We start from the raw sequence: 13,208 nt of genomic DNA on the forward strand, positions 1-13,208 counted from the left end.
TTTAGAGAGAATTTTAGATTTTTCAGTCAGTCCCCACATCCGCCCGGAGTTCAAACTCCGGGCTAATAGCTTAAGTCCATTAAAATGGACTAAAACGCTTATCCAGTCATGGTGAGAATAAACTGAACGATATTACGTTAGGTAAAGTTAGCCTCTTACCAATGACCAATGACCAATGACCAATGACAAATAACAAATGACATCAACTCAAAACGTGCCAAACCTTGATCGTTTTATCAGAACTGCAACTGGCGATTGTTTTACCATCTCGGCTCAACGCCACGGAAATAACTGAGCTAGAATGACCCCTTAAGGTGTGGATTTCTTCGCCCGTTTTCAGATGCCAAACCTTAACGGTATTGTCAGAACTGCCACTAACTAACATTTGCCCCGCTGGACTGACAGCAACCGATAAGACAGAATCGTCATGACCTATAATCGTACGGATTTCTTCGCCGGTTTTCAGATTCCACACTTTAATCGTATCATCATATCCGCCACTCACGACCGTTTGTCCATCGGGATTAATTGCCACCGACAAAACTGAATTTCTATGCCCAGTTAAGGTGCGGATTTCTTTGCCGGTTTTCAGATTCCAAACTTTAATCGTATCATCGGAACTGCCACTAACTAAATTTTGTCCATCTGGACTAATCGCCACTGACAATACGGCGTCTGTATGACCAAATAACGTGCGAATCTCATAGCCGGTGACCAAATCCCACAGCTTAATGGTACCGTCAGAACTGGCACTGGCTACGGTTTTGCGGTTTGGGCTAATCGCCACGGATAAGACGGAATCCAAATGTTCATCAGCCGTCATTATTTCGGTGCCAGTGTTTAAATTCCACATTTTCAGGGTATTATCCGCACTGCCACTCACTAAGGTTTTACCATCCGGACTAATGGCAACAGAAACAACGGAGTCGGTATGTCCAGAAAGGGTGTGAATGATCTCTCGAGTTTGCAGATCCCACAATTTAATCAGGTTGTCATAACCGCCGCTGACTAAGGTTTTGCCATCTGGACTAATGGCAGCCGATAATACCGAGTCAGAAAAATCATTGAGCGTGAATTGATGTTCAATTAATTCATAATTTAAAACGGCGACTTCCAGGGGAGGTAGTGGTGTTGACTCTTGGTAACTTTCAGTGTTTAGTGTAGGTAAGGGCTGATCCAGTTGCGGCAGCAATTGTTGCAGTTGCTCCCGTAAATCCTGCCGTTCCTGTTGGGCGTCCTGAAGCTGCTGTTGAATCTGGGCTAAATGTTCTTTTAGGGGAGAAAGTGTCTGCCAAACCCGTTGGGAAAATGACCATTTTGCCCACATCTGCCTCGCCCAATCTAATTGAGTGGACTGCTGCTGCCAAAATTCTGAGGGGACAGACTGCGCCAAGGCAGGTGGATAGGGGGTTAAATCCCACCCACAGACAGAGCAACGATGCACATTGCCTGGGATATATTGGGTTTGACAAACAGGACATTCAGACATGGTTATCCTCTGTGATATGAATTACAGGCGTTGACACTGGATCTAACCGCTTACAATAGAAAAGCTAGGGTTTTCCCAAAAAACAGCAGCGTTGAAGCTAACCTCAACGGTTAAGGTTCGAGAAACCTCCAGCACCGAATGGGCGGTTTGTTGATCGCTCTCCCCTCAAGTCTCTAGAATTTTAGCGGCTGTAGGTTAATTTAAATTAAGCAATATCTGGGGGGAGGTTGCTAGGATATGACCGAGGTGCTGAGTGAGTATGCTGGAGCTGAGTTTGCACCAAGCGTTGCAGATCCTCTCGACGCACCTCAGTTCCGGCTGTTAAATTACCAGGTGTATCAAAGAAAACGGTGCTATTTACCGTGTCCAGGGCTAACATCTGGAACAAAATGTGAGTGACTGGCACGGGCATCGCGATGATTTGAGGGTCCCAATTGGACTGAAAATCAGCCGCGTCTTTGAGTGTAGGAAAAGCATAGACAACATTTTTTTCGACCTCAGGCTGGGCACGATTACTCAGGGTCGTTACCACCCAACCTTGATCGAGGGTTTGGAGAATATGATAGTCCGAGTGGTGTAACTGACTGGCAAGCGTGGTTAGGACGGGGGCAATCGCCTCAACCATTTTCGGCGTCGTCCCGTCAGCCGGGGCATTGTCAATCAGAGCTTGAATTTGTTGGGTTAAATCCATCAAGTGATCCTCTTTTCGAGTACCTCTTACTGCTATGTATGAGTCTAAACCCAGATTAAAACGGTTGTTGCGTATGTGTGTTAGGGTCTTTGTGAAAGAATGAACATCATGAGGGAAGTCTGCCAGGGCGTGGAGGCTATTTTTCAACTGCTATTTAACGAACTCCGGCAGTCTACGACTGCATCCGAGCAGAATTGCCGGGATGTAGCAGCGCGTTTAGCGAATGAAGTTACTCGAATTTGTAATGAAAGCCATCGAATTAAGACGTCTGGAGATGTTGAAAGCTGGGCAAAGACCCTAGCCAACCATCGCCTCAAACAAGTCTTAAAGTATTACCGCCTTGGATCTCATCGGGGACGAATCGATCTCCAGAGTACATTGAGTGCGATCGTATACCGTTACATTACCCCATCTCAAACCCCCGCGAGCTATCAAGCCCGCGTTACCCTGATTGAAGATTTCTTACAGGGATTTTATGTCGAATCCTTAAATGCCTTTCGGCGTGAGACATCCATTGACGAGAATTATCGTCCGCGATCGCTTCTGGAGTTGTCGGAGTACATGGCGTTTACCGAACGCTATGCCAAGCGCCGGATTCCTTTACCCGGACGGCGATCCCAGCAACTGCTGATCCTGCGGGCGCAAACCTTTTCTCAACAGCAACCCCCAGAAACCTCGGTAGACATGGATACCGCCGCTGAAGGGGGGACTCCCGATTCAGAAAATACCTGGAATGATGCCGCGATTCAGCAGGTGCGAGAGGTGATGGTGGCGTCTGAACCTGAACCCCTAGAAGCCAACCTGCGGGATAAGGTGGTTGAAGAATTGTTCGCCTATCTCGAAGATCGACAACAACATGATTGTGCCGACTACTTCACCCTGCGCCTACAAGACTTGCCGACCAGCGAAATTGAGGAGATATTAGGATTAACCCCCCGTCAGAGGGATTACTTACAGCAACGATTTAAGTATCATTTAATTCGGTTTGCCCTTTCTCACCGTTGGGAACTGGTTCATCAATGGTTAGAAGCCGATTTAGAAAAAAATCTGGGGTTAACCCCCTACCAGTGGCAGCTATTTCAGAACAAAATTGATCCCCAACAGCGGGAATTGCTGTATCACAAGCAGCAGGGTCATCCCACCCAAGAAATAGCCCAAGCCCTAGGTTGTACAGTGACTCAGGTTGACAAGCGATGGTTTAAATTGCTGGAAATTGCCTGGGATATTCGCAATCGTTCAGTATCCGGATCAGGTGCATCTGAAGATGAATAGTGACATAAACAATAACTCGGACACCCTATACAGCCGCCTAATGGCTTGGCTGCTACAAGAGTCCGTTCCTGCTGCTACATCATCAATCCCTGGGCAACCCGACGGGTTAGACCCTATCGATGAGTTAGAAGCAGCAAATTTTCAATTTGATGAGTTAGATCCACTGGATGTTGAAGACGTGAATATTGCACCCACTATAACTGGCGAAACCGCTAATGACCACACGCGAGTGGGTTCACAAGACATTCCTACTCGTGAGGACATTGAACCGGGCGGTACATCCCGCCCCTACAACTTGGGAGATATGCCGATCGTGCAAAATCGTTTTGAGGCGCTAATTAAGCGCAAACTGCAAGTTGAAATTGAGCGTCATCCCCCCTTATTCCCCTGGGAGACGAATATTCATGAATACGAGTCTGATATCTCAGACAGTGTAGCCCCCAATGGGGTTCCATCGGTTCAGGTATGGACACCCCAACTCTTGAACTTACCGCTACCTGTCCCCATCCCCGAAAACGTTTTAGTTACCCTGTTTAACGCTTGTTCGGAATCTGTCTACTCCCCCTATCAATTGGGGCGGAAAATGGTCAAGGCTGTGGAAAACTTATTCCCCGCCCAATTCCAGTTGCTGAATAATCAAGCGCAAATGGTACTGTTGTCTTCCGGATCGGGTCGTGACCCTGAACAACCGCAACTGTTGCTCAAGCAACTCCCCTCTCCACCCTATGATGAGGCAACCCCAGAGCAACAAATGATTCTGGCATTGTTAGCGGCTAAAGAGATTATCAGCACGTTAACGGTATCCATTTCACCCAACCAGCCTCCGGTTGAACGCCAATGGCAAACCGCTGTCGGTGTTGTCACCGTCCAAGCTGAGTACCAGATCCAAGAAGGTGTTCCCACCCTGCGGGTGATCACCCATCTGCCCGAACCTGGCAGTTTGACCTTGCGGACACCTGAAGGTTCAGCCGTATCAGAACGCACCTATTCCGGCTACCTGAGTGTTGAAGCCTTTGATTTGCCACCGAATCAAACCTATCCCTTGGAAATTCGGTTCCAAGACTCAGACCAAAACCCCTTGGTTTTTGCGATTTACCCAACGATGTAAGGGGTAAGGGTTAAGTGCTAGCTGTTAGACTTGGGAGCTTCTCTCACTCCCGACTGTGGACTTAGATACAATAGATTGAACCCGTGAATTTAAGCTAACAGCCATCTCGCACACAAGAGAGTCAATTGTTATGTCGAACCCTTCAGGGATGCAGCGAATCCGGCGTCTACCTGGTCTAAATCAGGTGTGGCAGCGTCTTGGCACAATGCCACTGCCTCAAACCGAAGACTCGGTCGGATTACGAGTCCTAGTCCAGGGGCTAGTGATTGTGGGAATTATCGCCACCGATATTGCTGCTGAAACCCAGATGAGTGTCTGGGCTGTACCCCTCTCTATCGTGGGAGCAACCTGGAGTTGGTATCGTCGCCGCCATCGCAACATTGCGGTTAAGTTCTTTTTGGCGATTGGGATGCTAATCGCTATGGGGGTATTCTTTAATAATTTATTAGCCAGCCTCAATGATACCCGCCTCGTTCTCGCAGAATTATTGATTCAAGTCCAAGTTCTCCACAGCTTTGACTTGCCCCGGCGCAAGGATTTAGGCTATTCGATGGTAATCGGGCTGATTTTGTTGGGGGTAGCAGGAACCCTGAGCCAAACCTTAGCGTTTGCACCGCTACTGTTGATATTTTTAGCCATTGCTTTACCCACACTGATTCTCGATTACCAATCCCGTATCGGTTTATCGCCAACGCCAAAACGGAAAACGTCTAGGAAGAAGGCTAAACGTTCTTCGCCGCTGTCACTACGACGGTTAAGCATATTTTTATTAGTTGTTATCGCCCTGGGTTTAGGGATTTTCGCCCTAATGCCTCGATTTCCCGGTTATCAACTGCAAACCTTTCCCGTGAGTGCGCCTATGGATTTGGATGAGCGCTCGTTTGAGGGGAATAATCGGGGGGTGAATAATCCCGGATACGTGAGTGAGGGTGAAGGGGAGGGTTCTGGTGGTGAGGGAACCTCTCCTAGTCGAGGTCCGGGTGAAATGGATGAAACGTTTTACTATGGCTTTGGTACTCAGATTAACCAGAATCTCCGAGGCGCCCTAAAACCAAAAGTCGTCTTGCGGGTGCGTTCCCAAGCCCCTGGCTTTTGGCGGGTACAGGCGTTTGATCAGTATACAGGGCAGGGATGGGAATTGTCTCGCGAAGATCAGGTGGTAGAGGTGAGTCGTCCCCCTTGGTCTTATCGATTTCAACTCTATCCCACTAGCTTTAATCTGGGTCGGACGAAAACGGTGATTCAAAGTTATACCGCCGTATCGGAACTGCCGAATATTATTCCCGCCCTAAGTTATCCGAAGCGACTCTATTTTCCCACCAGGGAAGTAGGAATTGACACAGAAGGTAGTTTGCGATCGCCCCTTGCTTTACTGGAAGGATTAACTTATACGGTAATCTCTGAAGTTCCCGTGCGCGATCGCACCCGACTCCAACAAGTCCCGGAAACTTATCCCGATAATATCCAGAAATACTATCTGGATGTGCCACCGGACATCGCCGATAAGGTACGTGAAAAAACCGAACAACTTTTAGCCACCTCCCCCAACCCCCTCACCTCCGCCTACGAGAAGGCGCTGTATTTAGCTCAAGCGCTGAAACAACGGTATCGAATTCCCGATAATCCCTTGGAACTTCCCTATTTACAAGAAGACGAGGATTTAGTCGAAGCGTTTCTATTTAAACACGAAGGCGGTTATCCAGATCACTTTTCCACGGCGTTAACCATCATGCTGCGTTCGATTGGGATTCCGGCGCGGTTAGTCGTAGGATTTGGTACGGGTCAGTTTAATCCCTTCACGGGCTTATATGTGGTCAAAAATACCGATGCTTATGCCATGACGGAAGTTTATTTCCCCAACTATGGCTGGTTTGCCTTTGACCCCATTCCCGGACATGAATTAGTCCCTCAAAGTGTGGAAGATACGGCAACCTTTAGTGTTTTGCGTCAGTTTTGGCAGTGGGTAGCGGGGTGGCTACCTTCACCCGTCAGTAATTTTATCGGCGAATTGTGGAATCTGGTAGTGGGTTCGCTACTGCGCCTCATCGTGCGACTGTGGGTGATCTTCTCCAGTGGTTGGATGGGATTGTTTGGCGGATTAATTTTCGCGATCGCGCTGGGATTCGTCGGTTGGTTAGGTTGGGTACAGTGGCAAACCTGGCGTTACCGTCGCTGGTTAGGGAAATTACCGCCCATGGAACGGCTTTACCAGCAAATGTTAAAGGTTTTAAGGGCAAAAGGCTATATTAAACACCCCGCCCAGACGCCGTTAGAATATGCTAAGGTTATGCGTCAGCAGCAATCCTCGGACTCAGCCGCTGTGATTGATGAAATTTCCCAGGCTTATGTACGCTGGCGTTATGGTAAACAAACGCCGAATATCGAGAATCTGCGACAGCGACTGCGAGACTGGATCAAAACAACCCGCCGATTGCAAAACCGAGGATTAAGACGGTGAACTTTTCCGGAAAATCTCGAATTGGTACAGGAATTGAGTTATCCTTTGCCTGTCATCCTTCCCTAAACGAATATTGTTAGGAGTTTATTATGTCTACTGAAGCCATTCCCGTCAAACCCGCTGTCTTAATCACGATCATCAGTGAATCTGTGCTGAAAGAGCGGTTAATTAAACTGCTCAAAAGCAAAGGGGTAACTGGATATACCATCAACGATGTCCTCGGTGAAGGGGGTCATGGCAGACGCATGGGAGATATTGTCGGGTATAACACCAATATTGAGATGAAAAGCGTTGTCTCGCCAGACGTCTCTGACGAAATCTTCCAAACCTTAGCTGAAATGCGGAACGCTCATGCCTTAATTGCCTTCCGTCATGATGTAGAACTGTTGAACTAATTAGGGTCTGCTGAATAAGTCTTGCGGTGGGGAGAGGGAATAGGGAATAGGCAATGGGCAATGGTTTCAACCCTCTGTTAAGGTAAAATTCGGCGCTTAGGTCGGCTTGCAATCCCAGGGTTTGGAGAGCAGTAGTGTAAAAACCTTGCACTTTTTGGGTCAAAAAATAGGTTAAAACCCTTACCTGGCATACCTTCCACACTCGTGCAGCAAGTCCTAATTAGGGCTTGCTGCACAAACCCGAACCCCTTAAACATAAAGATTTTGACGATTAAAGGTTCATTGAATTTGTATATTCTAAGTTCATCATTATTTCCTGATTATCGAATTCGATGAAAAAGGGGAAATGTAGCGTTTATTTTCCAATCGATAGAAAAATAGGGAACTCTCTAAGAGCTAATCGGGATTTTGGACACTTGATGGGCGATTAAAAACAGACAGCGTTTAGCCAATCCCCCGGATGGACGTTGGCAGAATATTCAATTGGCGCTATGATTGACACCTAAAATCAGTCAAATACTTATACAATAACCGGAACAGACTTCAAAACAGTTCCCAAGACTAACAGGTCTAAGATAGGATGTCACCGGGATTGTCCCACGCTGGTTATATTGTCCTATTCATGCCTGCAAGCAAGCTGTCCGGATGTTTCCCACTTACTGATGGAAGCGTGGATGGTCAAAAGTGTTTCCATAGCTACTTTAAAACCATAAGTATAGAGACTACCTGCGATTGGACTATAGTTTCAGTTAAACGTGATGCTCCCCAACCCTGATGTGATGACAGCACGCCCCTTTAAGAGCCAACCTCCTAATTCAGCGAATGGCACACCCTATATCGCGGCTTCTGACAGAACACCCGTTTCCGCCCTGAAAGAACTTGTGGCTTGCCTACACCGAGAACAACATAAAATCCAAGATTTGTTAAGCTCACTGGGATTTGCCCTACGCAGCTTCAACAATTTGAATCAATTTTTAGAATTAATTCCCTTGATGTCAGCACGAGTCACCGATACAGAGGGAGGTGCATTGGTTTTATTGAAGCCAAACGGTAAAATCCGCTTAGAACAAATTCATTGCCAAGACAATCAAGGGTGTCAAATCTTACGTCAAGCACTCGAACAGGCAAGTCAGGCGATCGCGGCTCAAGCCAATGAAGATGGAAAAGTGACAATGAGTCCAGAACAGTTAGACGCGATCTGGGCATCGTTTGACGATCAGGTTAATCGCGATTTAGACACAGATATTCGGTTATTTGGCACACCGATTTTGATTAAAAATGTCGAACGCGGGCGCTTGTATGTGTTTACTGATGACCTGAATTATAGCTGGACGCCAACTCGACAAAAGTTAGTGCGGTTAGTTGCCGATCAAACCGCCGTCGCGATCGCCAATGATGAATTGACGGTAGAACTTCGCAAAAAAGAACGTTTAGATCGAGAGTTAGAAATTGGCGCGGAAATCCAATTACGCCTCCTCCCCCGTCAATGTCCGTCGATTAAAGGAATTGAACTGGCGGCGCAGTGTCAGACGGCAAGTCGAGTCGGTGGAGACTATTATGATTTTATTCCCACCAACTACGATCAGCTTCGTCCAACCCAACCCGGTGAGAATCAAGCGCTGGATCAGCACAAAGCCTCTGTACCCTGGAGTGTGGTCATTGGTGATGTCATGGGTAAAGGTGTTCCTGCTGGCTTAATTATGACCATGACGCGGGGTATGCTGCGAGCAGAAGTGCTAAACCGTCACTCCCCTGCCTGCATCCTGGAACATTTGAATCGGGTGATGTATGCTGATTTGGAAAATTCCAATCGATTTGTCACCCTGTTTTATTCGGAGTATGATCCTCAAACCCGGATTTTATCCTATAGTAATGCTGCCCATAATCCCCCTTTCTTATGGAAAGCGTCTACCCATTCCATCCAGCGTCTGGATACCGATGGGATGCTGATTGGCTTAGAGGCAGATTCTGAGTATGAAGATGCTCAAATCCAGCTTGATGTGGGAGACACGATTATCTATTACACCGATGGATTTACCGATGTCGCCAATCAACATGGCGATCGCTTTGATGAGGAAAATCTGATCGAAGCCTTTAGGTGGGCGTGTGAACATCGCCAAGGCTCCCAACCCATCCTAGATTACCTGTTTGAGCGGGTGGGAGAGTTTATGGGGGGAAAAAATCGTAATGGAGATGATATGACCTTGGTCGTGTTACAGGTAAAATCTACCGAGTAACCTATTGAATGGAAGGGAATCTTTGCTATGGCTGTTATGGAAGTGCAAGTTCTAACCTCTGTTGTCCATAGTCTCCATCCCCTGATTGACCTGGTGAGTCCATGGCTAACCGATGGACTGGTGTTAGCCCAGCAAGTGGAAGATCCGGATGTTTTGGGTCAAATGCAACAGGCGTTTAATAATTTCATTGAATCAGGTCAAGTCTGGGCATTTTTGATTGGTCTAGTGATCGGTTATATTTTTCGGGGGATGAGTTCGTTTGGGTAATTTGTCCTTTGTCTTATGTCCTTTGTCATGGGTGAATCGGTATTGTGACGGAACAAACAACGTGGAGTCAGCGATTTGAATCGGCACTACATCCGGCGATCGCACAGTTCAATGCCAGTATTGGGTTTGATATCGAGCTGATTGAGTATGATCTGACGGGTTCGGTGGCTCATGCGAAGATGCTTGCCCATACTGGGATTATTTCAGCCGCTGAAGCGGAACAACTGGTGAACGGGTTAGAACAAATTCGTTCAGAATACCGCCAGGGACAATTTAATCCCGGTATTGACGCCGAGGACGTTCATTTTGCCGTGGAACGACGCCTCACGGAACTTGTAGGGGATGTGGGGAAAAAGCTACACACGGCGCGATCGCGAAATGACCAAGTGGGCACAGATACCCGACTCTATTTGCGGGATCAAATTCGCCAAATTCGGACTCAGTTACGACAGATGCAAGGAGTTTTGCTGACTCTGGCTGAATCCCATGTCGAAACCTTAATCCCCGGCTACACCCATCTCCAACGCGCCCAGCCGTTGAGTTTAGCCCATCATTTGTTGGCGTATTGGGAAATGGTGGAACGGGATTGGCTACGATTGGGGGAAATTTACCAGCGGGTGAATATTTCTCCTTTGGGGTGTGGGGCGCTAGCGGGGACAACATTCCCGATTGATCGGCACTACAGCGCCTCATTGCTAGACTTTGGTGATCTCTATCGTAATAGTTTAGATGGAGTGAGCGATCGCGACTTTGCCATTGAGTTTTTGACAGCGGCGAGTCTGATTATGGTTCACTTGAGCCGATTGTCAGAAGAAATTATTCTCTGGGCGTCTCAGGAGTTTGGCTTTGTTACCCTCAAGGACAATTGCTCGACGGGTTCGAGTATTATGCCGCAAAAGAAAAACCCGGATGTGCCGGAATTGGTACGGGGGAAAACGGGACGGGTGTTTGGGCATCTGCAAGCCATGTTGGTGCTGATGAAGGGATTGCCGTTGGCGTATAACAAGGATTTGCAGGAGGATAAAGAGGCACTATTTGACAGCGTGAAAACAGTCAAAGGGTGTCTGGAAGCCATGACAATTCTGTTGCGGGAGGGGTTAGAGTTTTGTCCTCCGCGTCTCGCCTCAGCCGTGGCAGAAGATTTCTCCAACGCTACCGATGTGGCGGATTATTTGGCAAGTAAAGGGGTTCCCTTCCGAGAAGCCTATAACTTGGTGGGTAAAGTGGTGAGAACCTGTCTAGGGGCGGGTAAACTGCTCAAAGACTTAACGGTGCCAGAGTGGAAAGAAATCCATCCTGCCTTTGAAGAGGATATTTACGAGGCGATCGCACCCAATCAGGTGGTTTCTGCCCGCAATAGTTACGGGGGGACAGGATTTGAGCAAGTCCGACGCGCTTTGGCTCAAGCCCAGGAGCGGATGGTAGGTTTGTAGTCAGCGCTTTAGCGCTTCTGGCACGCTTCGTGCCGACTACGAACGAACCTTCTGCCCGCAATAGTTACGGGGGGACAGGATTTGAGCAAGTCCGACGCGCTTTGGCTCAAGCCCAGAAGCGGATGGTAAGTTTGTAGTATGTAGTCAGCGCTTTAGCGCTTCTGGCACGCTTCGTGCCGACTACGAACGAACCTTCTGGGAAAAGTCAGCACCAGATCTAACCCAACGTCCCAGATTCCGCTACACTTTGGAATGGTTCATCCTATTAAAAGTACTAGCAGCAATAATGGAGATTGGTCAAAAAGTTCAAGTTTGTCGTCTCAGAGACCGGGTGTCAGGCGATATCGTGAATAAACTAGGGAAAGTGGGCATCGTCAAAGACTTTAAAATGACAGATGGCAGCGGTGTCGGCGCGATCGTCGAATTTGACGACAACACGGCAACCTGGTTTTTTGAAGATGAACTCAAACCCGTCAGTTAGTGACGACTTCCCCAGCAGCGTCCAACAAAATCATGGCTTTTATTCTCACCTTTTTAGGCAAAGGCGGCACCGGTCGCACCACAATTGCGATCACGGCGGCTAAAAAATTCGCAAATCTTGGTCAGCGTGTCCTTTTAGTCGGGCAAGATCCCACCCCGGCGTTCGGACTGTTACTGGGAACATCCCCTAGGGCTGATCCGACGGAGGTGGAACCGAATCTGAAAGCGGTTCAGCTTCAGTCTACCCTCCTCCTGGAACAGAGTTGGGACGAGGTGAAAAAGCTAGAGGCGGAGTATTTGCGATCGCCAACGCTGAAAAATGTCTATGGTCAAGAATTGGGCATTTTACCGGGGATGGATAGTGCGTTAGCCCTGAATGCGATTCGCGAGTACGATGCCAGTGGTGAGTATGATGTGATCATCTACGATGGCAGCGGCGATCAAGCTACCTTGAGGATGCTGGGGATGCCAGAAATTCTCAGTTGGTATTTTCGCCGCTTTCGCCAAATTTTTACCGAGTCGGATCTGGGTAAAGCGATTTCTCCGTTTATCCAACCCGTTACCAGTGCCATTCTTAATGTGACCTGGACACCGGACGATTTTGCCAATAAACCGACTCAGCAAACTAGCCAAATGCTGGAACAGGGTAAAACGGCTGTGGCTGATCCGAATCGGGTGGCGGCGTATTTGGTGACTACGGGAGATACGGCGGCTTTAGCGACGGCTAAATATTTCTGGGGAAGCGCCCAGCAGGTTAATCTGACGGTGGGAGGGGTTCTGTTGAACCAAATTCCAGCCACGGATACGTTAGCCGCTGATTTTGCCCCGTTAACGGTTAGCGCTTTACCTCAGTTATCTCAGGTGGCTGACTGGCAACCGTTGATGGATGCTTTGCCTGATTTTAAACAAGCGATGCAAGCGCCCAAGGCTATTAGCATAGATGTAGCAAATCGTCAAGTGAGTTTATTTTTACCGGGCTTCGACAAAAAGCAGGTAAAACTCACCCAATATGGTCCAGAGGTGACAATTGAAGCAGGCGATCAGCGGCGTAATATTTGGCTTCCGCCCCAATTAAGCGGTCAAGCGGTGAAAGGGGCGAAGTTCCAAGATCAGCGTTTAATTATTTCGTTCTGATTGTCTTATGTCATTTGTCCTATGTCATTCGTCATTTATCGGGGCGGGTAGGGTGCGTAGGGTGCGTAGGGTGCGTAGGGTGCGTAGGGTGCGTAGGGTGCGTTAGCGAAGCGTAACGCACCATTTCCAAAAAGCGTAACGCACCATTTCCAAAAAGCGTAACGCACCATTTCCAAAAAGCGTAACGCACCATTTCCAAAAAGCGTAACGCACCATTTCCAAAAAGCGTAACGCACCATTTCCA

General features: G+C 48.0%; 11 protein-coding genes. 9 read left to right on the forward strand and 2 right to left on the reverse strand.

What is annotated here, in order from left to right:
- Positions 1-202: 202 nt before the first annotated feature.
- Both RIE73_RS34625 and RIE73_RS34630 read right to left on the reverse strand, forming a co-directional pair.
- Positions 203-1,489: a WD40 repeat domain-containing protein gene (locus tag RIE73_RS34625; RefSeq protein WP_446405473.1), complete on the reverse strand. Its 1,287-nt coding sequence runs from the start codon at positions 1,487-1,489 to the stop codon at positions 203-205.
- A 205-nt stretch (positions 1,490-1,694) separates the two neighbouring features.
- Complete coding sequence (locus RIE73_RS34630; protein ID WP_446405474.1) at positions 1,695-2,180, reverse strand: hypothetical protein; 486 nt, start codon at positions 2,178-2,180, stop codon at positions 1,695-1,697.
- Between the two features lie 108 nt (positions 2,181-2,288).
- On the opposite strand from RIE73_RS34630, the gene hetZ reads away from it, so the two are divergent.
- The 9 genes from hetZ to RIE73_RS34675 all read left to right on the forward strand — a co-directional run bounded on the left by hetZ (position 2,289) and on the right by RIE73_RS34675 (position 12,964).
- Entirely contained in the window at positions 2,289-3,452 is a 1,164-nt protein-coding gene (hetZ, locus tag RIE73_RS34635) for a heterocyst differentiation protein HetZ (protein WP_446405475.1), read from the forward strand.
- A complete protein-coding gene (locus tag RIE73_RS34640; protein WP_446405476.1) occupies positions 3,445-4,560 on the forward strand; it encodes a hypothetical protein in 1,116 nt (371 codons plus the stop codon). Before hetZ ends, RIE73_RS34640 begins: the two co-directional genes overlap by 8 nt.
- Positions 4,561-4,690: 130 nt before the next feature.
- A complete protein-coding gene (locus tag RIE73_RS34645) occupies positions 4,691-7,018 on the forward strand; it encodes a transglutaminase TgpA family protein (RefSeq protein ID WP_446405477.1) in 2,328 nt (775 codons plus the stop codon).
- Between the two features lie 89 nt (positions 7,019-7,107).
- Positions 7,108-7,413: a P-II family nitrogen regulator gene (locus RIE73_RS34650; RefSeq protein WP_446405478.1), complete on the forward strand. Its 306-nt coding sequence runs from the start codon at positions 7,108-7,110 to the stop codon at positions 7,411-7,413.
- A gap of 779 nt (positions 7,414-8,192) precedes the next feature.
- Positions 8,193-9,650 carry a PP2C family protein-serine/threonine phosphatase gene (locus RIE73_RS34655; RefSeq protein ID WP_446405487.1) on the forward strand — a complete coding sequence of 486 codons (1,458 nt, stop codon included), beginning with the start codon at positions 8,193-8,195 and terminating at the stop codon, positions 9,648-9,650.
- Positions 9,651-9,677: 27 nt separating this feature from the next.
- The gene (locus RIE73_RS34660) at positions 9,678-9,917 is read left to right on the forward strand and encodes a hypothetical protein (RefSeq protein WP_446405479.1); all 240 of its coding nucleotides are present in this window, start codon (positions 9,678-9,680) and stop codon (positions 9,915-9,917) included.
- 44 nt (positions 9,918-9,961) lie between these two features.
- Positions 9,962-11,350: an argininosuccinate lyase gene (gene argH, locus RIE73_RS34665; protein WP_446405480.1), complete on the forward strand. Its 1,389-nt coding sequence runs from the start codon at positions 9,962-9,964 to the stop codon at positions 11,348-11,350.
- Positions 11,351-11,636: 286 nt separating this feature from the next.
- A complete protein-coding gene (petP, locus tag RIE73_RS34670) occupies positions 11,637-11,831 on the forward strand; it encodes a cytochrome b6f subunit PetP (RefSeq protein WP_446372796.1) in 195 nt (64 codons plus the stop codon).
- Positions 11,832-11,863: 32 nt separating this feature from the next.
- Positions 11,864-12,964 carry a Get3/ArsA fold putative tail anchor-mediating ATPase NosAFP gene (locus RIE73_RS34675; RefSeq protein ID WP_446405481.1) on the forward strand — a complete coding sequence of 367 codons (1,101 nt, stop codon included), beginning with the start codon at positions 11,864-11,866 and terminating at the stop codon, positions 12,962-12,964.
- Positions 12,965-13,208: the final 244 nt, after the last annotated feature.

Source organism: Coleofasciculus sp. C1-SOL-03, from assembly GCF_040220555.1.
GTDB lineage: Bacteria > Cyanobacteriota > Cyanobacteriia > Cyanobacteriales > Coleofasciculaceae > Coleofasciculus.

Excerpts from the sequence above, each read along its gene's own strand:
- RIE73_RS34650 (WP_446405478.1), top strand. The coding sequence starts at position 7,108 with ATGTCTACTGAAGCCATTCCCGTCAAACCCGCTGTCTTAATCACGATC.
- RIE73_RS34645 (WP_446405477.1), top strand. The coding sequence starts at position 4,691 with ATGTCGAACCCTTCAGGGATGCAGCGAATCCGGCGTCTACCTGGTCTA.
- hetZ (WP_446405475.1), top strand. The coding sequence starts at position 2,289 with ATGAGGGAAGTCTGCCAGGGCGTGGAGGCTATTTTTCAACTGCTATTT.
- RIE73_RS34630 (WP_446405474.1), bottom strand. The coding sequence starts at position 2,180 with ATGGATTTAACCCAACAAATTCAAGCTCTGATTGACAATGCCCCGGCT.
- RIE73_RS34640 (WP_446405476.1), top strand. The coding sequence starts at position 3,445 with ATGAATAGTGACATAAACAATAACTCGGACACCCTATACAGCCGCCTA.
- petP (WP_446372796.1), top strand. The coding sequence starts at position 11,637 with ATGGAGATTGGTCAAAAAGTTCAAGTTTGTCGTCTCAGAGACCGGGTG.
- RIE73_RS34675 (WP_446405481.1), top strand. The coding sequence starts at position 11,864 with ATGGCTTTTATTCTCACCTTTTTAGGCAAAGGCGGCACCGGTCGCACC.
- RIE73_RS34660 (WP_446405479.1), top strand. The coding sequence starts at position 9,678 with ATGGCTGTTATGGAAGTGCAAGTTCTAACCTCTGTTGTCCATAGTCTC.
- RIE73_RS34655 (WP_446405487.1), top strand. The coding sequence starts at position 8,193 with ATGACAGCACGCCCCTTTAAGAGCCAACCTCCTAATTCAGCGAATGGC.
- RIE73_RS34625 (WP_446405473.1), bottom strand. The coding sequence starts at position 1,489 with ATGTCTGAATGTCCTGTTTGTCAAACCCAATATATCCCAGGCAATGTG.